General features: G+C 67.6%; 16 protein-coding genes, 3 tRNA genes and 1 pseudogene. 2 read left to right on the forward strand and 18 right to left on the reverse strand.

Annotation, left to right across the window (positions count from 1 at the left end):
* Positions 1–34: 34 nt before the first annotated feature.
* Positions 35–919 carry a LysR substrate-binding domain-containing protein gene (locus tag HIV01_RS06060; protein ID WP_200605426.1) on the forward strand — a complete coding sequence of 295 codons (885 nt, stop codon included), beginning with the start codon at positions 35–37 and terminating at the stop codon, positions 917–919.
* Between the two features lie 187 nt (positions 920–1,106).
* On the forward strand, positions 1,107–2,606 hold the full coding sequence (locus HIV01_RS06065) for an arylsulfatase (protein WP_200605427.1): 1,500 nt from the start codon (positions 1,107–1,109) through the stop codon (positions 2,604–2,606).
* Positions 2,607–2,653: 47 nt separating this feature from the next.
* Here the strand turns inward: HIV01_RS06065 and HIV01_RS06070 are convergent.
* The 18 genes and pseudogenes from HIV01_RS06070 to sdhA all read right to left on the reverse strand — a co-directional run bounded on the left by HIV01_RS06070 (position 2,654) and on the right by sdhA (position 18,709).
* A tRNA-Leu gene (locus tag HIV01_RS06070) sits at positions 2,654–2,740 on the reverse strand.
* An 82-nt stretch (positions 2,741–2,822) separates the two neighbouring features.
* Positions 2,823–2,896 (reverse strand) — tRNA-Cys (locus HIV01_RS06075).
* A 128-nt stretch (positions 2,897–3,024) separates the two neighbouring features.
* A tRNA-Gly gene (locus tag HIV01_RS06080) sits at positions 3,025–3,100 on the reverse strand.
* Positions 3,101–3,264: 164 nt separating this feature from the next.
* A complete protein-coding gene (pgsA, locus tag HIV01_RS06085; protein WP_200605428.1) occupies positions 3,265–3,831 on the reverse strand; it encodes a CDP-diacylglycerol--glycerol-3-phosphate 3-phosphatidyltransferase in 567 nt (188 codons plus the stop codon).
* The gene (gene uvrC / locus HIV01_RS06090) at positions 3,828–5,699 is read right to left on the reverse strand and encodes an excinuclease ABC subunit UvrC (protein WP_200605429.1); all 1,872 of its coding nucleotides are present in this window, start codon (positions 5,697–5,699) and stop codon (positions 3,828–3,830) included. The genes pgsA and uvrC overlap by 4 nt, the downstream gene beginning before the upstream one ends.
* A 139-nt stretch (positions 5,700–5,838) precedes the next feature.
* On the reverse strand, positions 5,839–6,312 hold the full coding sequence (locus HIV01_RS06095) for a low molecular weight protein-tyrosine-phosphatase (protein ID WP_200606381.1): 474 nt from the start codon (positions 6,310–6,312) through the stop codon (positions 5,839–5,841).
* Positions 6,313–6,331: 19 nt separating this feature from the next.
* The gene (gene kdsB, locus HIV01_RS06100) at positions 6,332–7,102 is read right to left on the reverse strand and encodes a 3-deoxy-manno-octulosonate cytidylyltransferase (RefSeq protein ID WP_200605430.1); all 771 of its coding nucleotides are present in this window, start codon (positions 7,100–7,102) and stop codon (positions 6,332–6,334) included.
* The gene (gene lpxK, locus HIV01_RS06105) at positions 7,099–8,154 is read right to left on the reverse strand and encodes a tetraacyldisaccharide 4'-kinase (RefSeq protein WP_200605431.1); all 1,056 of its coding nucleotides are present in this window, start codon (positions 8,152–8,154) and stop codon (positions 7,099–7,101) included. Before lpxK ends, kdsB begins: the two co-directional genes overlap by 4 nt.
* A complete protein-coding gene (gene msbA, locus HIV01_RS06110) occupies positions 8,151–9,899 on the reverse strand; it encodes a lipid A export permease/ATP-binding protein MsbA (RefSeq protein ID WP_200605432.1) in 1,749 nt (582 codons plus the stop codon). The genes lpxK and msbA overlap by 4 nt, the downstream gene beginning before the upstream one ends.
* Positions 9,896–10,354, reverse strand: a complete 459-nt coding sequence (locus HIV01_RS06115; RefSeq protein ID WP_200605433.1) for an ExbD/TolR family protein — start codon at positions 10,352–10,354, stop codon at positions 9,896–9,898. The genes msbA and HIV01_RS06115 overlap by 4 nt, the downstream gene beginning before the upstream one ends.
* Before the next feature lie 13 nt (positions 10,355–10,367).
* Positions 10,368–11,000 (reverse strand): MotA/TolQ/ExbB proton channel family protein, encoded by a 633-nt coding sequence (locus HIV01_RS06120; protein ID WP_158731297.1) that lies wholly within the window; start codon positions 10,998–11,000, stop codon positions 10,368–10,370.
* Positions 10,948–13,391, reverse strand: a pseudogene (locus HIV01_RS06125) (DNA internalization-related competence protein ComEC/Rec2); the annotation flags it as partial. The gene HIV01_RS06120 and the pseudogene HIV01_RS06125, both read right to left, overlap by 53 nt.
* Before the next feature lie 14 nt (positions 13,392–13,405).
* Positions 13,406–14,125 carry a lipoprotein-releasing ABC transporter ATP-binding protein LolD gene (lolD, locus tag HIV01_RS06130; protein ID WP_200605435.1) on the reverse strand — a complete coding sequence of 240 codons (720 nt, stop codon included), beginning with the start codon at positions 14,123–14,125 and terminating at the stop codon, positions 13,406–13,408.
* On the reverse strand, positions 14,118–15,362 hold the full coding sequence (locus HIV01_RS06135; RefSeq protein WP_200605436.1) for a lipoprotein-releasing ABC transporter permease subunit: 1,245 nt from the start codon (positions 15,360–15,362) through the stop codon (positions 14,118–14,120). The genes lolD and HIV01_RS06135 overlap by 8 nt, the downstream gene beginning before the upstream one ends.
* Before the next feature lie 6 nt (positions 15,363–15,368).
* On the reverse strand, positions 15,369–15,818 hold the full coding sequence (locus HIV01_RS06140) for a hypothetical protein (protein WP_200605437.1): 450 nt from the start codon (positions 15,816–15,818) through the stop codon (positions 15,369–15,371).
* On the reverse strand, positions 15,769–15,966 hold the full coding sequence (locus HIV01_RS06145) for an FAD assembly factor SdhE (protein ID WP_245156979.1): 198 nt from the start codon (positions 15,964–15,966) through the stop codon (positions 15,769–15,771). Before HIV01_RS06145 ends, HIV01_RS06140 begins: the two co-directional genes overlap by 50 nt.
* A 151-nt stretch (positions 15,967–16,117) precedes the next feature.
* Positions 16,118–16,900, reverse strand: a complete 783-nt coding sequence (locus HIV01_RS06150) for a succinate dehydrogenase iron-sulfur subunit (protein WP_200605439.1) — start codon at positions 16,898–16,900, stop codon at positions 16,118–16,120.
* 15 nt (positions 16,901–16,915) lie between these two features.
* A complete protein-coding gene (gene sdhA, locus HIV01_RS06155) occupies positions 16,916–18,709 on the reverse strand; it encodes a succinate dehydrogenase flavoprotein subunit (protein WP_200605440.1) in 1,794 nt (597 codons plus the stop codon).
* Positions 18,710–18,711 lie beyond the last annotated feature (2 nt).

Raw genomic sequence — 18,711 nt, forward strand, 5'->3', positions numbered from 1 at the left:
TTGAGAATCCTTAGCGTTGGCATAAACTTCCCTGATGATAGGCGTCAGCCCCCGCCAGCTCGAAGTATTCGTCGCCATCGCCACTGGCGGCACTGTCCGCGCGGCGGCCGAGCAACTGCACCTGACCCAGCCAGCGGCCAGCATGGCCCTTGCGGAACTCGAACGCGTGCTGGGTTCGCCGTTGTTCGACCGCACCCAGCGGCGCCTGCACATCAATGCACGCGGCCGCCACCTGTTGCCGCTGGCGCAGGAACTGCTCGAGCGCATGCGCGAACTGGGCCGGCACGCCGGGCACGACGATGCCCTGCTCTCCGGCGAGCTGCGTGTCGGCGCCAGCAATACCGTCGGCAACTACCTCGTCGGCGACCTGCTCGGCGCGTTCATCACCGCCAACCCGCAAGTCGCGCTGAAGCTGCACGTCGACAACAGCGCGGCGATCGTGTCCGGCGTGCTCGACTACAGCCTCGACATAGGTTGCATCGAAGGCCCGGCCGCCCACCCGGAACTGGAGCTGCTGCGCTGGCGCGACGACAAGCTTTGCGTATGCGCCCCACCCGCCCATCCCCTGGCAAAACGGCGGCGCCTGCGGCCCGAAGATTTCGCCGGTGCGCGCTGGATCCTGCGCGAAGGCGGCTCCGCCACGCGCGGCCAGACCGAGCGTGCGCTTGCCGCGTTGCCAGCCGGCGAGACGGTGCTCGAACTCGATCAGAGCGAAGCGATCAAGCAGGCGGTGATTGCGGGGCTTGGGCTTGCGCTGCTGCCGGAGGTCGCGGTCGCGCATGCACAGGCTGCCGGACGATTGGCAGTGCTGCGCACACCGTTCCTCAGCCTCAAGCGTCAACTGAGCCTGGTGCTGCACCGGCGCAAGTACCGCAGCGCGCTGTTGCGCGAGTTTCTCGCCAGCGTACGCAAAGCCTGAGCGCTACCAAAGCCGCTTGCACATCCGCAATCGGCCAAAAAAAACAGTCTTTCACCGGGGAATCACAAGGCCGACCTAATCTTTGCGGGCGCCCCGTCGTGGAGTCGGGCGCCACCGTCAACCCGTTGCGGCGCCGGCCGCGGCAAACGACGGTGCGCGTTCGATCCGGCGCCGAACGGAGACAGAGATGGCCGAGCAAGGGAAGCCGAATATCCTTTTCATCATGGGCGACGACATAGGCTGGTACAACGTCAGCGCTTACAACCTCGGCGTGATGGGCTACAAGACGCCCAACATCGACCGCATCGCAAAAGAAGGCGCTCTGTTCACCGACTGGTACGGGCAGCAGAGCTGCACGGCGGGACGCGCGGCGTTCCTGACCGGACAGTCACCGATTCGGACCGGCCTGACCAAGGTCGGCCTCCCCGGCGCGGAACTCGGCCTGGGTCCGAAAGACCCCTGCATCGCGCAGGTGCTGAAGGCGCAGGGCTACGCCACCGGCCAGTTCGGCAAGAACCACCTCGGTGATCGCGACGAGCACCTGCCGACGATGCATGGCTTCGACGAGTTCTTCGGCAACCTCTACCACCTCAATGCCGAGGAAGAGCCTGAGAACGAGGACTACCCGAAGGATCCCAGGTTCAAGGAAAAGTTCGGTCCGCGCGGCGTGCTCAAGTGCAAGGCCGACGGCAAGGGCGGGCAGACGATCGAGAACACCGGCGCGATGACGAAAAAGCGCATGGAGACCATCGACGAGGAATTCCTCACCGACGCCAAGTCTTTCATCAAGCGCAACAACGGCAAGGCGCCGTGGTTCTGCTATTTCAACACCACGCGCATGCACATCTTCACGCACCTGAAGAAAGAGTCGCAGGGCAAGACCGGCTATGGCCTGTACCCGGACGGCATGGTCGAGCACGACGGCCACGTCGGAGAACTGCTGGCGCTGCTCGACGAACTGGGCGTCACCGAGAACACGATCGTCGTCTACACGACCGACAACGGCGCCGAGTGCTTCACCTGGCCCGATGGCGGCACGACGCCGTTCCGTGGTGAGAAGGCGACCAACTGGGAAGGCGGTTTCCGCGTGCCCTGCGTGATCCGCTGGCCGGGCACGATCAAGCCGGGCACGGTGATCAACGAGATCTGCTCGCATGAGGACTTCCTCCCCACGCTGGGCGGTGCCGCGGGCGACAGTGATGTCGTCGACCGGATCCGCAAGGGCGGCAAGATCGGCGACACGGCCTTCAAGGTCCACCTCGACGGCCACAACCTGCAGCCGCTGTTCAAGGGCGAGGTGGACAAGTCGCCGCGCGAGTTCTTCCCGTACTGGAGCGACGACGGCGACCTGCTCGCCATCCGCGTCCGCCACTGGAAGATCAGCTTCATGGAGCAGCACGCCGAGATCACCCCCAAGACGCCCTTGGGCGTGTGGCAGGGGCAGTTCACCACGCTGCGGGCGCCGAACATCTACAACCTGCGCTCGGATCCTTTCGAGGGCGGAAGCGACGGCATCTACTACGGCGACTGGCAGGCGCGCAGGATCTTCCTGCTCGTACCGGCACAGGCGATCGTCGGCAAGATGCTGGAGAGCTTCAAGGAGTTCCCGCCGCGCGCGAAGGCGGCAAGCTTCACCGTGGGCGATGCGATGGAGAAGATCACCACCGCCAGTCCGAGTCAGAACTGACGACACAGGTGGCGCGGCGAGAGCCGCGCCCACCTGGCAAATCGATCTGGTGCCCGGAGCCGGAATCGAACCGGCACGGCCTTTCGGCCAGCGGATTTTAAGTCCGATGCGTCTACCAGTTCCGCCATCCGGGCCGGGATGCGTGGTGCGCGCTAGCTTACGCGAAAGACCAAAAGCAAAAAGCCCGACCTTCCGGTCGGGCTTCTGCTTTGAACTTGGAGGCCTGGGTCGGAATTGAACCGGCGTACGCGGCTTTGCAGGCCGCTGCATAACCACTCTGCCACCAGGCCGGTGACTTTCGAATCCGCAGTACGGATTCTTCCATATTCCAGGCCCATTCACGCAAGGGGGCCGGAAACAAAAAGGCCCCGCTCGCGGGGCCTTGGTTGAGGGAGCTGATCAACTGCACCCTCGAATTTGGAGCGGGAAACGAGACTCGAACTCGCGACCCCGACCTTGGCAAGGTCGTGCTCTACCAACTGAGCTATTCCCGCAGAGGAACCGACATTTTAGGCATGGAAGCGAATCTGTCAACCACTTTTTCGCTTCCCCGGAGGTCCCTGTCGCCGGACTTCCGCATTACCTCTAAACACCCCACCGGACCTGCCACTGTCCGGTCGATCAGCGAACACTGCACCGTTCGCGATGACGCTATTTTCTATGAACGCGCGTCTTCGCGCAAGACCGGCCATGCAGCTCGCAGATACAAAAGTCCGGACCACAACGTCAGCAATGCCGCCGCAGCCAGCAGCCACTCGCCGACCATGAACACATTGATGCCCGCGAAAGGCTCCTGATACAGCAGGCAAACCAGCGCCACCATCTGCACGATCGTCTTGATCTTGCCGATACCTGCGACCTTGACCGTGGCGCGCTGGCCGAGCTCTGCCATCCACTCGCGCAGCGCGGAAACGGCAATTTCGCGGCCGATGATCACTGCTGCCCACAACGCCATCCACACGGTCGGATGCTTCTGAACCGTCAGCAACAGCGCCACTGCCACCATCAGCTTGTCGGCCACCGGATCGAGGAATGCGCCGAACGCGGAATACTGGTTGTAGCGTCGCGCGATCCAGCCATCGAGCCAGTCGGTGATCGACGCGAACGCGAAGATGAAAGCCGCAGCGAAGTTCGTCCACTTGAACGGCAAATAGAACACCAGCACCAGCACCGGGATCAGCAGGATCCGCAGCAGGGTCAGCATGGTCGGTACCGTCAACTTCATCCTTCGCTCCGCGCGCCGCTCTTCGTGTCGTTCATGTCAGGTGTGTCCAGCCCGTGCAGGGTCGCATAGATACGCTCGGCCAGGGCATCGTTGATGCCGTCCACGCGCGCGATTTCCTCGATCCCCGCCGCTTTCAGGCCACCCAGGCCGCCAAAGTGCCGCAGCAGGCTGGCGCGCCGGCGCGGTCCGATGCCGGCGATGTCTTCCAGCCGGCTGGTGTTGCGGGCCTTCTGGCGGCGCCCGCGGTGGCCGGTGATGGCAAAACGGTGCGCTTCGTCACGGACCTGCTGGACCAGCTGAAGCGCCGGGGATTCGGCTCCGGGGTGCACGGTGCGGCCATCGGGCAGCAGCAGCTCCTCGTCGCCCGGGCGGCGGGCCGGGCCCTTGGCCACGCCGACCAGGGCCACACCCTTGACCCCCAGCTCGTCCAGGGCCGCGCGCGCCTGCGCGACCTGGCCGGCGCCACCGTCGATCAGCAGGACGTCGGGCATCACACCGCCCTCCTCCACCGCTCGGCGGAACCGCCGCTCGATCGCCTGGTGCATTGCCGCGTAATCGTCGCCGGGCTCGATGCCGGCGATGTTGTAGCGTCGGTACTGGCCGCGTACGGGGCCTTCGGCATCGAACACCACGCACGACGCGACCGTTGCCTCGCCCATGGTGTGGCTGATGTCGAAGCACTCGATGCGGGTGGGAAGTTCGTCCATGGCGAGCATGTCGCGCAGCGCTTCGGCGCGGGCACGCTGGGCGGCGTGGCTGGTGCGCTCGCTCGACAGCGACAGTTCGGCGTTGCGCCTGGCCATGTCCAGATAGCCGGCGCGCTCGCCGCGCACATTGCAACGGATCTGCACCTTGCGCTCGCCGGCGCTCGACAGCGCCTGCTCGATCAGCTCCCGATCGGGGATGTCGCGGTCGAGCACGATTTCGCGCGGTGGCTGCTGCTCGCCGTAGTACTGCGAGACGAATGCGGCCAGCACTTCCTCGGGATTGTCGCTGCCGTTGGTCTTGGGGAAGAACGCCCGGGTGCCGAGATTGCGACCGTCGCGGAAGGCCAGCAGCATCACGCAGGCCGCCACGCCCTGCATGGCAATCGCGAGCACGTCCAGGTCGGCGGCACGGCCGTCGACGTACTGCCGCGCCTGCACGCTGCGGATCGAGGCGACCAGGTCGCGCAGGCGCGCGGCCTCCTCGAAATCCAGGCGCACGCTGGCCGCTTCCATCGACTTGACCAGATCGTCGCTGAGCTCGTCGCTGCGGCCTTCCAGGAACAGGCTGGCACGTCGCACGCTCTCGGCGTAGTCGCGCGCAGGGACCATGCCGACGCATGGCGCGCTGCAACGGCCGATCTGGTGCTGCAGGCAGGGCCGCGAGCGGTTGCGGAAGACGCTGTCCTCGCAGCTGCGCAGCTTGAACAACTTGTGCATCAGGTTGAGCGAATCGCGGACCGCACCGACGCTGGCGTAGGGCCCGAAGTAGCGCCCCGGGATCGCGCGCGGTCCGCGGTGCATGGCGATGCGCGGCCAGGCTTCCTGGGTCATCAGCACGTACGGGTAGCTCTTGTCGTCGCGCAGCAGCACGTTGTAGCGCGGCTTGAGCGACTTGATCAGCTCGTTCTCGAGGATCAGCGCCTCGGTTTCGGTGCGGGTGACCGTCACTTCCATGCGCGCGGTCTGCGCCAGCATGGTCATGATCCGCGCCGACTTCGGCGTGGCGTTGAAATAGCTGGAGACGCGGTTCTTGAGCACGCCGGCCTTGCCGACATAGAGCACGCTGTCGTCGGCCGCGATCATCCGGTAGACGCCCGGCGCGGTGCTCAGCTTCTTGATGAACGCCTTGCCGTCGAACGGCGTGGTTTCGGCACGGCTCACGGTGCGAAGCCTGCGAAAGCCGCGCCGTCGGAAGCTGTGGGCGTAAAGGTGGCGATGGCGGGCGTTGCGGTCACGAGCATCGACTCAGAAGTTGGGCCAATTATGCGACAGCACAAGGCTTTCCCCCGATCTTTCGCCCCTACAACCGGTATTCGTGCCGCAGCCTGGCGATGGCGCCGTCGGCCGCGCGATCGAGCAACTGGAATACGTGCTCGAACTGCGCCGGGCCACCGGTGTAGGGATCGGGCACTTCGCCGCCCTCCTCCGTTCCGGTCCATTCCAGCAAGAGCGCGCTGCGGGCGCGTGCGCCGTGAGGGGCACGCGCCTGGACGTCGCGCAGGTTGGCGCGGTCCGCGCACAGCAGCCAGTCGAAGCGCTGGTAGTCATCGGCGGCAAGCTGGCGCGCGCGCAGGCCGGAGATGTCGATTCCGTGCCCGGCGGCATTGGCTATCGCGCGACGGTCCGGTGGCTGGCCGACGTGCCAGTCGCCCGTCCCGGCCGAATCCAGCTCGACCTGCCCGGCCAGCGTCGAGGTGGCGATGCGCGCGCGCAGCACACCCTCGGCAACCGGCGAGCGGCAGATGTTGCCCAGGCAGACGACCAGCAAACGGATCTGCACAGGCATGGCCGGTTCAGCCACGGCCGGCGGCGATCCAGGCTTCGGCACGGGCAAGGTCCTCTGGCGTGTCGACGCCGGGCGGGAACGGCTCGGGCGTGATCCCGACCGCGATGCGGTAGCCAGCTTCGAGCACGCGCAACTGCTCCAGCGATTCGATCTGCTCCAGCCGTCCCGGCGCCAGCGCCGCGAATCGCTGCAGGAACCCGGCGCGGTAGCCGTAGATGCCGATATGGCGCAACCATTCGCCCTGCGTCGGCATGCTGCTGCGGTCGCGGGCGAAGGCATCGCGCGGCCACGGAATCGGCGCGCGGCTGAAGTAAAGGGCATTGCCGTTGCCGGCACGCACCAGCTTGACGGCGTTGGGATCGAGCAGCGTTTCGACGTCGGTCACCGGCGCGGCCAGCGTCGCCATCTCGCTGTCGCCTTCGTGCATCAGCGCCGCCACGGCACGGATGCCGGCGGCCGGGGCGAACGGTTCGTCGCCCTGCAGGTTGACCACGACGGTGTCGTCGCTCCAGCCGGCAATGCGTGCGCACTCGGCGAGGCGGTCGGTGCCGGATGCGTGATCGGGCGAGGTCATGGCCACGCGCACGCCGCAGTCGGCGATGGCCGCGGCGATCCGCTCGTCATCAGCGGCAACCCAGACTTCGCGCGCGCCCGCCGCCAAAGCGCGGCGGGCCACATGCAGCACCAGCGGCTCGCCGGCCAGCAGGCGCAGCGGCTTGCCTGGCAGGCGGGTGGCGGCATGCCGGGCCGGGATTGCGACAACGAAATCCTTGCTCATGGAAGCTTCCCTTCGTTCGCGCCGGCGCCGTTGCGGTACGGGCGTGCCTTGCCCGACAGGCGATCGAGCAGCGAGACCCAGAACGCCTCCGGCAACTCGGCCCGCACCGGCACGCTGAAGTGACGGTCGTCGGCGAAGGCAGTGCACTTCACCGCGTCCTTTTCGGTCATCAGCACCGGCAATTCGCGGCTGCCGAACTCGAAGTCCTCGGCGCTGTAGCGATGATGGTCGGCGAATGCGTGCGGAACCACGGCGATGCCGAACCCACGCAGCATCGAGAAGAATCGCTCGGGGTCGCCGATGCCCGCCACCGCATGCACGCGCTGGCCGGAGAACGAGGTCAGGCGGCGCGGACGCCCGCCCAGCATCGGCTGGGCCTGGTCGGCCAGCAGGCGCATCGGCCATTCGCCAAAGCCGGTATCGCCATTGCCGACGCCACCGGCGCCGACATTGACCACGCGGAAATCGCAGCGGGCACCGCGCTCGGGCAACTCGCGCAGCGGTCCGGCCGGCAGCAGCTGGCCGTTGCCGTAGCGACGGCGGCCGTCGACCACTTCGATCTCGATGTCGCGCGCGAGCTTGTAGTGCTGAAGGCCGTCGTCGCAGATGACCAGGTCGCAACCGGCTTCGGCGAGAGCTTTTGCGGCGGCAGCGCGGTCGCGGTCGACGCGGATGCGCACGCCGGTGCGTTGCGCGATCAGTACCGGTTCGTCACCGGCGGCATCGGCGGGACTGCGGAAATCGACCCACATCGCCGCACTGGAATCATCGCGGCCATAGCCACGACTGGCGACACCGGGACTCCAGCCCTCGGCGCGCAGGCGCTCGACCAGGGAAATGGTCAGCGGCGTCTTGCCGGCGCCACCCGCGGTGATGTTGCCCACCACGATCACCGGCACGCCCGGATGCTGGCGCTTGAGCCAGCCCTTCAGGTACAGGCTGCGCCGCAGTCCGCTGAGTGAACCGTAGACCGCCGAAAGCAGGCGCGCACCAAGCGGCACGCGCACGTCGTCGTACCAGAACGCCGGGGTTTGCGACGACCGTTTACTCATTCAGCCTCGCGGAACTGCATGCGGTGGAGATGGGCGTAGAGACCGCCGTGCGCCAGCAGCTCGCTGTGCGTGCCGCGTTCGACGATGCGTCCCTGGTCGAGCACCAGCACCTGGTCGGCATGTTCGATCGTCGACAGGCGATGGGCGATGACCAGCGTGGTGCGGTTGGGCATCAGGTGGTCGAGCGCGTCCTGCACCAGTCGCTCGGACTCGGTGTCGAGCGCGGCGGTGGCTTCGTCGAGGATGAGGATCGGCGCGTCCTTGAGCATCGCGCGCGCGATCGCCAGGCGCTGGCGCTGACCACCGGAAAGACGGCCGCCCTTGGCGCCGATCTCGGTGTGCATGCCCTGCGGCAGGCGCTCGACGAACTCCATCGCGTTGGCGCCGCGCACCGCCTGCTCCAGCGCCGGTTCGCCGGCATGCTGCAGTTCGCCATAGGCGACGTTGGCGGCGACCGTGCCGTCGAACAGCATCACCTGCTGGCCGACCAGCGCGATCTGGCGACGCAGGTCCTGCAAGCGGTAGTCCTGCAAGGGATGGCCATCGAGCAGGATCTGCCCGCCTTCGATGTCGTAGAAGCGCGGGATGAGCTTGATCAGCGTCGACTTGCCGCTGCCGGAGCGGCCGACGATCGCGGTGACCGTGCCAGGGCGTGCGACGAAGCTGATGTCCGACAGCGCCGGCTGTGCCTGGCCCGGATAACGCGCGGTGACATCGCGGAATTCGAGCAGGCCCTGCGCGCGATCCAGCGGGCGTCGACCGGTGTCGATTTCGTCCGGGGTATCGAGCACGTCGAACAGGCGTTCGGCCGAAGCCACGCCACGCTGCAACATGCCCTGCACGTTGGTCAGCTGCTTCAGCGCCGGGATCACTGCCAGCATCGAAGTCATCAGGCTGACGAAATCGCCCGCGCTGAGACGGCCGTTGGCGGCCTCGCGGCCGGCGAAGAACAGCAGCAGCGCCAGTCCGACCGCGCCCATCAGCTGCACCACCGCCGAGGAGATGCTGCGCGTGGATTCGACCTTGAGGCTCAGGCGCAGGTGGTGGTTGGCCTGGCCCGAATAACGCTCAAGCTCGGCGCCCTGGGCGCCGTAGACCTTCACTTCCTGGTGGTTCGACAGCGCCTGGTCGGCCGACTGCAGCAACTGCGCGCCGCTCTCCTGGATGCGATGGCCGATGCGGCGGTAGCGACGGCCGACGGTGTCCATCGTCCACGCCAGCAGCGGGCCCAGCAGCAGGATGGCGAGGGTCACGCGCCAGCTGTAGTAGAGCATCACGCCCATCATCGCCACGACCTGCAGCGACTGCTGCAGCATCACCTTGGCGGCGTCGATCGCGGCCTGCGCGACCTGGTCGCTGTCCGAGCCCAGGCGCGTGAGCATCGAGGCGACCGGCTCGGTGTCGAAGCGCAGGCCCGGCAGGCGCATGTACTTGCCCAGCACCATCACGCGCAGGTCGCGGGCGATGCTGCGGCCGGCGCGCGCCATGAAGGTGTCGGTGATGTAACCGGCGATGCCGCGGGCAACGAAGATGCCGACGATTGCCAGCGGCAGCAGCAGGCTCAGCTTGCGGTTGTTGTTGATGAAGGTCTCGTCGACCACCGGCTTCATCAGCCAGGTGAAGGCGCCGGCGGCGGCGGCTTCGATCAACATGCCCAGCAGCGCTACCAGCAGCACCCCGCGATACGGCGATACGAAGTCCTGCAGGCGGCGGTAGGTCGACCAGGGCGACGGGGCGTCGCTCACTTGCCCGCCCCCGCGGCGGTTCCACCCGCGCCTTCGCGTGTCTGCGGTGCGGTTGCGTTCATGACCTTGCGAAAGCCCAGCTGCCCGAGTGCGTCATAGACGGTGACCACGGCCTGGTACGGCGTGCGCGCGTCGGCGCGCAGCATCACCGGACGGTCGCGGTCGTTGCCGGCGACTTCGGCGATGGTGGCCTTGAGCGATTCGACGTCGCTGCGCAGCACTTCGCGGTCGTCGACGAAGTAACGGCCGTCGGCGTTGACCAGCACGATCAGCGACTTGGAAGTGTCGCTTGCCGGCTCGCCGGTGGCGCGCGGCAGCTCGAGCTTGAGCACCGAGCGCGCGTCGAAGGTCGCGGTGACGACGAAGAAGATGATCAGCACCAGGATCACGTCGATCAACGGAACCAGGTTGATCTCCAGGCCGTCTTCGAAGGCGCGGTGGTCGCGGATACGCATCGTGACGTGAGCCTCAGGCGGCCTGCGGCGTGCGCACGGCGGCCGGGCGCGTGTCGAGCGTGTCCATCAGGGCGATGGCTTCGTGCTCCATCGAAACGATGTACTCGCCGATGCGGCCACGGAACCAGCGGTGCGCGATCAGCGCCGGGATCGCCACGATCATGCCGGCGGCGGTGCAGACCAGCGCCTTGCCGATGCCGCCGGCGAGCTGGTTCACGTCGCCGATGCCATGGTCGAGGATGCCCAGGAACATCTGGATCATGCCCACGACGGTGCCGAACAGGCCCAGCAGCGGGCCGGCCGCGGCGATCGTGCCGAGGGTGTTGAGGTAGCGCTCCATCTTGTGGACCAGATGGCGGCCGACATCCTCGATGCGCTCGCGGATCTGGTCGCGCGGGCGCAGGCGGACATCCAGCGCGGCCGCCAGCAGCTCGCCCAGGGGAGAGGTCTTGCGCAGCGACTCGATGTGCGCCGGGTCGAGCTTGCCGCTGCCCGCCCAGGTCCGCACTTCCTTGCCCAGGTTGGGTGGCAGCACCACGCTGCGACGCAGCGACCAGGCGCGCTCGACGATCAGCGTCAGGGCCAGTACCGACAGCAACAACAGGGGAATCATCGGCCAACCGCCGGCCTTGACCAGTTCCAGCACGCCAACCTCCGGCCCTCGGCCGTGTTAATCAGGCCGATAGGATAGCCCAGCCGCGCCCCTCTCCCAGCGTTGCGCTGCATCCCACAGCCGCGGCTGTGCCTGCCGTCGCGATTCAACGCTCACGCCGCCTCGTTGAAGCCGCACACGCAGGGCGCCGGCGCGGGCGGTGTCGTGGACCTGGGCGCCCGCCCGGACCCAGCGATCGACGATTGCGGGCTTCGGGTGCCCGAACCGGTTGCCGTGACCGGACGCCACCAGGGCATGGCGGGCGCCGGTGGCGGCCACGAATCCGGGGTCGGAGGAGCCGACGCTGCCGTGGTGCGGCACGGAGACCACGTCGGCGCGCAGGGCCGCGGGGTCCCGGCGCAACAGGATCCGCTCGACCGCCTCGCCGATGTCGCCCGTCAGCAGCGCCGAGGCGCCCGCGGCCTCGATCCGCAGCACGCAACTGGCCTCATTGCCGAGGTAGGGAAAGTACGGCGCCGGGTGCAGGAAGCGGAAATGGACGCCATCCCAGTCCCAGGCCTGCCCCGCCACGCAGGGGCTGGCATCCGCCAGCGGAGCGCCTTCCGGCGCCAGCAGGTCTGCCGTAGCAAACACCCGGCCCACCGCCTCCAGGCCACCAGCGTGGTCGTTGTCGGCGTGGCTGACCACGAACCTGTCGATCCGACGAACGCCCATCGCGTGCAAGGTCGGCACCACGGCCCGCTCGCCGGCGTCGAAACCGTCGCGCACCGCCGGACCCATGTCGTAGAGCAGCACGTGCCGCGCCGTGCGCACCTGCACCGACAGGCCCTGGCCGACATCGATCACCAGCAGCTCGGCTTCGCCGTGGCGCGGCAGGTGGCGATCGGGCCACAGCAGCGGCAACCACAACAGCAACGCCAGCGGCTTGCCCGGCACGCCACGCGGCAGCAACAGCCAGAACGCACCAAGCAGCGCCAGCGGTAAGGCGAACCACGCCGGTTCGGGCAGCCACCAGACCGCCAGCGGGGTCGCGGCCAGACGCTCGAACATCGGCCAGGTCAGCTCGAAGGCCGCCGCGGCAAGGTCCCAGGCCCAGGCACCGTCCCCCGGGGCCAGCATCTCCAGCGCCAGGCCCAACAGCGACAGCGGCACCACCACCAGGCTCCACCACGGCACCGCTATCAGGTTGGCCAGCAAGCCGGCCAGCGAGGCCTGGCCGAACAGCACCGCGCTAAGCGGCAGCAGTCCCACGGTCGCCACGGCCTGCGCCGAAAGGAAATCGTGCAGCGGTCGCCCGACGCCATGCGGCAGGCACCAAAGCAGCCAGGCGACGCCGGCGAAGCTGAGCCAGAACCCGGCACCGAGCACGGCCATCGGATCGACCAGCAGAACAGCGATGGCCGCCAGTGCCAGCGAATCGGCCATCCGCAACGGCCTGCGAAACATCCGTACGGCCGCGACCACGGCGATCATCAGCGCCGTGCGCACCGTCGGCAGCGCGAATCCGGCGACCGCCGCATACAGCACTGCGCCGCACAGCCCGGCCGCGGCCGCCGCGATCTGCGCAGGCATGCGTCGCGCCAGCGCCACCGGCCACAGCCACCACAACGCCCGCGCCAGCAACGCGAAGAATCCCGCCACCAGGCCGACATGGAAACCGGAAATGGCGATCAGGTGGGTAAGACCGTTGGCGCGGAGAATGTGCCAGTCGCCGTCGTCGAGCGCGCGCGTGTCGCCCAGTGCCAAGGCGCGCACGAATCGCGAAGAGGACCGATCGAGCGTAGCGATGCGTCCGGACATGTCTTCGCGCCACGATTCCAACCCCTGCCCCGGCGCGAGCAGGCGTGCCTGCTGCGGCTGTCGCAGATAGCCGGTGGCGGCGATGCGCTGCGCGAGTGCATGGCGCTCGCTGTCCAGGCCGCCGGGGTTGCGCAGTCCGCGCGGGGCGCGCAGGCGTGCGTCGAATTGCCAGCGCTGCCCTGCCCTCAGCGCGGACCGCGCCTTGGCGTCGCGGTCGTACCAGGCCAGACGCAGCGTGCGGCCGCGCAGCGGTCGCAGCTGAGGCGCGTCGTCGTCAACGCGGAAGACAAAACGGCTGCGCGCCACTTCGTGCACCGGCAGGTCGACGATGCGACCGCGGATCCGTGCGTCCCGATGTTCCAGCTCGGCGGGCAACTGCAACGCCAGCGAATGCGCGGCATGCAGCCCCGCCAGTGCGAAGCCCAGCAACAACCAACCGCCCAGCAGCAGCGCAGCGCGGCCGGCACGCAGGCCGCGCCAGCCCAGGGCGATGCCGATCAACAACAGCCCGATCGAACCTGGCCAGGGCAACAACCACGGCAGCCAAAGGCAGGCGCAAACGCCTGTCAGCAGTGCCAGTGCGGCGGTGGTTCCGAACGGCGGCGTCCTTGCCGCGTCGTGCATGACTGCTCCCTGTCTTACACCTCGTCGTGGCTCAGCTCACGCAGCTTGCCTTCGTGCAGTTCGAGCACGCGATCCAGGCGCCGTGCGAGGCGGCGATCGTGGGTCACCAGCACCAGGCTGGTGTGCTGCTCGCGGTTGAGCGCGAGCATGATTTCGAACACCGTCTGCGCGGTCTTCTCGTCGAGGTTGCCGGTGGGCTCGTCGCCGAGCACGCAGGCCGGGCGATTGACCAGCGCACGCGCGACGGCTGCGCGCTGGCGCTCGCCACCGGACAACTCGCCGGGCTTGTGCTCCAGGCGATGACCCAGGCCGACGGACTCCAGCAGCGCCTGTGCGCTTTTGGAAGCGTCCGCAACATGCGCACCGGACAGCAGCACCGGCAACATCACGTTCTCCAGAGCGGTGAACTCGGGCAGAAGGTGATGGAACTGGTAGACGAAGCCGAGCGCGCGATTGCGCAGCGCGCCGCGCGCCGCGTCCGACAGCGAGCTCATCTGCTGCCCGGCCACGAACACTTCACCGGCGGTGGGCGTGTCGAGTCCGCCGAGCAGGTGCAGCAACGTGCTCTTGCCGGCGCCGGATGCGCCCAGGATCGCCACCGTCTCGCCCGAATGCACCGACAGCTGCAGCCCTTCGAACACGGGCGTGCGCAGCTTGCCTTCGGCATAGGTCATCGCCAGGCCCTCGGCCCGGATCGACTCGCCCGTGTGCTTCTGGTTGTTGATCTCACTCATAGCGCAGCGCCTCCGCCGGAGCCGTGCGCGCGGCGCGCCAGGCGGGATAGATCGTGGCCATGAACGCCATCGCCAGCGCCACCGCGGCGATGATCACCACGTCGCTGGTCTGCAGTTCGGTCGGCAGGCCGGTGATGTAATAGACGTCCTCCGGCAGCAGCTGCAGGCCGACCACGGCCTCGATCGCCTTGAGGATGTGTTCCAGGTTGAGCGTCAGGACGATGCCGCCGATCACGCCGATCACGGTGCCGATCACGCCGATCAGCGTGCCCTGCACCACGAATACCTGCATGACGCCGCGCGGGGTCAGGCCGAGCGTGCGCAGGATCGCGATGTCGGCCTGCTTGTCGGTCACCAGCATCACCTGCGAGCTGACCAGGTTGAAGGCGCCCATCGCGATGATCAGCGACAGCAGGATCGCCATGATGGTCTTCTCCATCTTCAGCGCCCGGAACATGTTGGCGTTCTCGCTGGTCCAGTCGCTGACCCGGTACGGGCCGCCCAGGTTCACCGCGAGGTCGCGGGCGACGTCCCAGGCCTTGTCCATGTCGTGCAGGCGCAGGCGCACGCCGGTGACGCCGTCACCCATGCGCAGCAGGCGCTGCATGTCGTGCATGTTGACGACGGCCAGGCCCTTGTCGTACTCGTTGTAGCCAGCCTCGAAGATGCCGCTGACGGTGAAGCGCTTGAGCTGCGGCACGGCGCCCAATGGCGTGCTGCGGAAATCGCTGGTGGTCATCACCACGCTGTCGCCGATGCCGACGCCAAGCCACAGCGCCAACTCTTTGCCCAGCACGATGTTGAAGGTCCCGCGCTGCAGCGAGTCGAGCTTGCCCTGCACCATCTTCTCGGCGAGCACCGACACCTTGCCCTCCTGGTCCGGCAACACGGCCCGCACCATGGCAGGCTGGTTGCGCGCACCCGACAGCAACGCCTCCTTCTCGATGTAGGGAGCGGCACCGGCCACGCGCGCGTCGGCCACGGCGGTGTTGACCGCCTGCTGCCACCCGGTCAGTGGTTCGCCATAGGCGCTGACCGTGGCGTGTGCCGCCATCTGCAGCATCCGGTCGCGGATCTCGCGCTGGAAGCCGCTCATCACCGCCAGGGTGGTGATCAGCGCCGTGACGCCCAGCGCGATGCCGGCGATGGACGCCAGGGAAATGAAGGAGATGAAACCGTTGCGGCGCTTGGCCCGGAGGTAGCGCAGGCCTATGGCCACTGGGATGGGTTTGAACATATCGGCCTATGGTGCCATCGAAGGCGGCGGAAGCGCAGCGGCTTTGACCGGAGCGGCCAGCTTGAGTTCACGGCGGGACCGGGCCGGGAGGATGTCGGGCCACCAGGCAAGGCGCGACGGGCGGCCGGCGCCGTCCACGAATCGCATGAAAGCCATGGGCCCGCGCCACTCGACGCTGAGACCGGTGATCTTCTGGCCGTCCAGACTGGACGTGCCGTCGCCGCAAATCGCCAGCAGCCGTTTTGGCCGCACGTACTCGCGTCGGGCCAACCGCGCCCCCTCGCCGGCAGCCAGCAGCGCCAATGGCAGGGACAGCGACAATGGCATTTCAGAGCCGATCAGGGCCAATGCTGCCAGCACGCCCAGCAGCCCCAGCGCCGCGGCGAGCAACCGGGACGGTCGCCACTCAAGGAGGCAGGGAGCGGATGCGCGCGACGAGCGCTGCGAGGTCGGCATCGGTCGGCGCGTCGTTGCCCATGAACCAGTGCCAGAGCTTATCGTCCTCGGTTTCCAGCAAACGTAGGAAAACGACGCGCTCGTCCTCGCCGGCCTGGCGCCAGGCGCGATCGAGGTAGCGCTCGAACAACTGGTCGAGCTCGCGCATGCCGCGCCGGCAGCGCCAGCGCAGGCGCCGCAGCTCGCGTTCGTCGGCTTCGTTGATGCCTTCCACGTGATTGCCTCCCGCAAAATCCATATCCGAACAAAAAAGGCGCACTCGCGTGCGCCCTCTTCGTACTGCCACCGGTCCGGACGCGTCAGACGCGACGGGCCAGCATCAGCTTCTTGATCTCGCCGATCGCCTGCGCCGGGTTCAAGCCCTTCGGGCAGGTACGCGCGCAGTTCATGATGGTGTGGCAGCGGTACAGCTTGAACGGATCTTCCAGATCGTCCAGGCGCGCACCGGTGTCCTCGTCACGCGAGTCGATGATCCAGCGGTAGGCCTGCAACAGGATCGCCGGGCCGAGGTAACGGTCACCGTTCCACCAGTAGCTCGGGCAGCTGGTCGAGCAGCACGCGCACAGGATGCACTCGTACAGGCCGTCGAGCTTCTTGCGGTCCTGCGGCGACTGCAAACGCTCGCGATCGGACGGCGCCGGACTCTGCGTGCGCAGCCACGGCTTGATCGAAGCGTACTGGGCGTAGAAGTGGGTCAGGTCCGGCACCAGGTCCTTCACCACCGGCATGTGCGGCAGCGGATAGATCGGCACTTCGGCCTTGCCGCAATCGCCGATCGCCTTGGTGCATGCCAGCGTGTTGGTGCCGTCGATGTTCATCGCGCACGAACCGCAGATGCCCTCGCGGCACGAACGACGGAAGGTCAGGGTCGGATCGATCTCGTTCTTGATCTTGATCAGCGCGTCCAGAACCATCGGACCGCACGTCGCCATGTCCACCTCGTAGGTGTCCACGCGCGGGTTCATGCCGTCGTCGGGGTTCCAGCGGTAGACCTTGAAGGTGCGCGGCTGCTTGGCGCCCGGCGACGCCCAGTGGCGTCCCTTCTGGATCTGCGAGTTCTTGGGTAGTGAGAATTCAGCCACGTTGCTCGCTCCGGATCAGTAGACGCGCTTCTTCGGCGGAACCACGGACACGTCGTCGCTCAACGTGTACATGTGCACCGGGCGATAGTCGATGGCGGTTTCGCCGCTTTCAGTGACCGAGCACAGGGTGTGCTTCTGCCAGTGGGCGTCGTCGCGGTCCGGGAAGTCCTCGCGGGCGTGGGCGCCGCGCGACTCGGTGCGGTTCTCGGCCGAGACAATCGTCACCAGCGCCTGGTCGAGCAGGTTCGACAGCTCGTAGGTCTCGATCAGGTCCGAGTTCCAGATCAGCGAACGGTCGGCAACCTTGACGTCACCGAACGACGCGTGGATCTCGCGCATCTTGCGCACGCCGTCCGCCAGCGTCTCGCCGGTGCGGAACACCGCGGCGTCGAGCTGCATCGTGCGCTGCATCTTGTCGCGGATGACCGCCGTCGGCGTGCCGCCGTTGGCGTTGCGCAGCTTGTCCAGGCGGGCCAGGGCCGAGTCGCAGGCATCGCCGGCGAGGCGGGCCTGCTTGCCGTCGACCTTGACCGTCTCGGCAGCACGGTTGGCGACGGCGCGACCGAACACGACCAGGTCGAGCAGCGAGTTCGAACCCAGGCGGTTGGCGCCGTGCACCGACACGCAGGCCGCTTCGCCGATCGCGTACAGGCCCGGGACGACTTCGTCCGGGTTGCCGTTGCGCAGCTGCACCACTTCGCCGTGGTAGTTGGTCGGGATGCCGCCCATGTTGTAGTGCACGGTCGGGATCACCGGGATCGGCTGCTTCTCGACGTCGACGTTGGCGAAGATGCGCGCCGACTCGGCGATGCCCGGCAGCTTCTCGTGGATCACTTCCGGGCCGAGGTGGGTCAGGTCGAGCAGGATGTGGTCCTTGTGCTCGCCGACGCCGCGGCCTTCGCGGATTTCCATCGTCATCGCGCGGCTGACCATGTCGCGCGGGGCGAGGTCCTTCACGCTCGGCGCGTAGCGCTCCATGAAGCGCTCGCCGTTGCTGTTGCGCAGGATGCCGCCTTCACCGCGGACACCCTCGGTGATCAGGCAGCCGGCGCCGTAGATGCCGGTCGGGTGGAACTGCACGAACTCCATGTCCTGCAGCGACAGGCCCGCTCGCAGCGCCATGCCGCCGCCGTCGCCGGTGCAGGTATGGGCCGAGGTCGCCGAGAAGTAGGCGCGGCCGTAGCCGCCGGTGGCCAGCACCGTGCCCTGCGCCTTGAACAGGTGCAGCGTGCCTTCGGCCATGTCCAGCGCAAGCACGCCGCGGCAGGCGCCGTTGGCGCCCATGATCAGGTCGAGTGCGAAGTACTCGATGAAGAACTGCGCGTCATGCGCCAGCGACTGCTGGTACAGCGTGTGCAGGATGGCGTGGCCGGTGCGGTCGGCGGCGGCGCAGGTGCGCTGCGCCGGCGGGCCTTCGCCGTAACGGGTGGTCATGCCGCCGAACGGGCGCTGGTAGATCTTGCCGTCGTCCGTGCGCGAGAACGGAACGCCGTAGTGCTCCAGCTCGATGATCGCCGGGATGGCTTCCTTGCACATGTACTCGATCGCGTCCTGGTCGCCCAGCCAGTCCGAACCCTTGACGGTATCGAAGAAGTGGTAACGCCAGTCGTCCTCGCCCATGTTGGCCAGCGCCGCGGCGACGCCGCCCTGGGCGGCCACGGTGTGCGAACGGGTCGGGAACACCTTGGTGATGCAAGCGGTCTTCAGGCCCTTCTGGGCCAGGCCGAAGGTCGCGCGCAGACCGGCGCCACCGGCGCCGACGACGACCATGTCGAAGGTGTGTTCGTGGATCTTGTAAGCGGCGGCCATGT

Source organism: Lysobacter arenosi (assembly GCF_016613475.2).
Lineage (GTDB): Bacteria > Pseudomonadota > Gammaproteobacteria > Xanthomonadales > Xanthomonadaceae > Lysobacter_J > Lysobacter_J arenosi.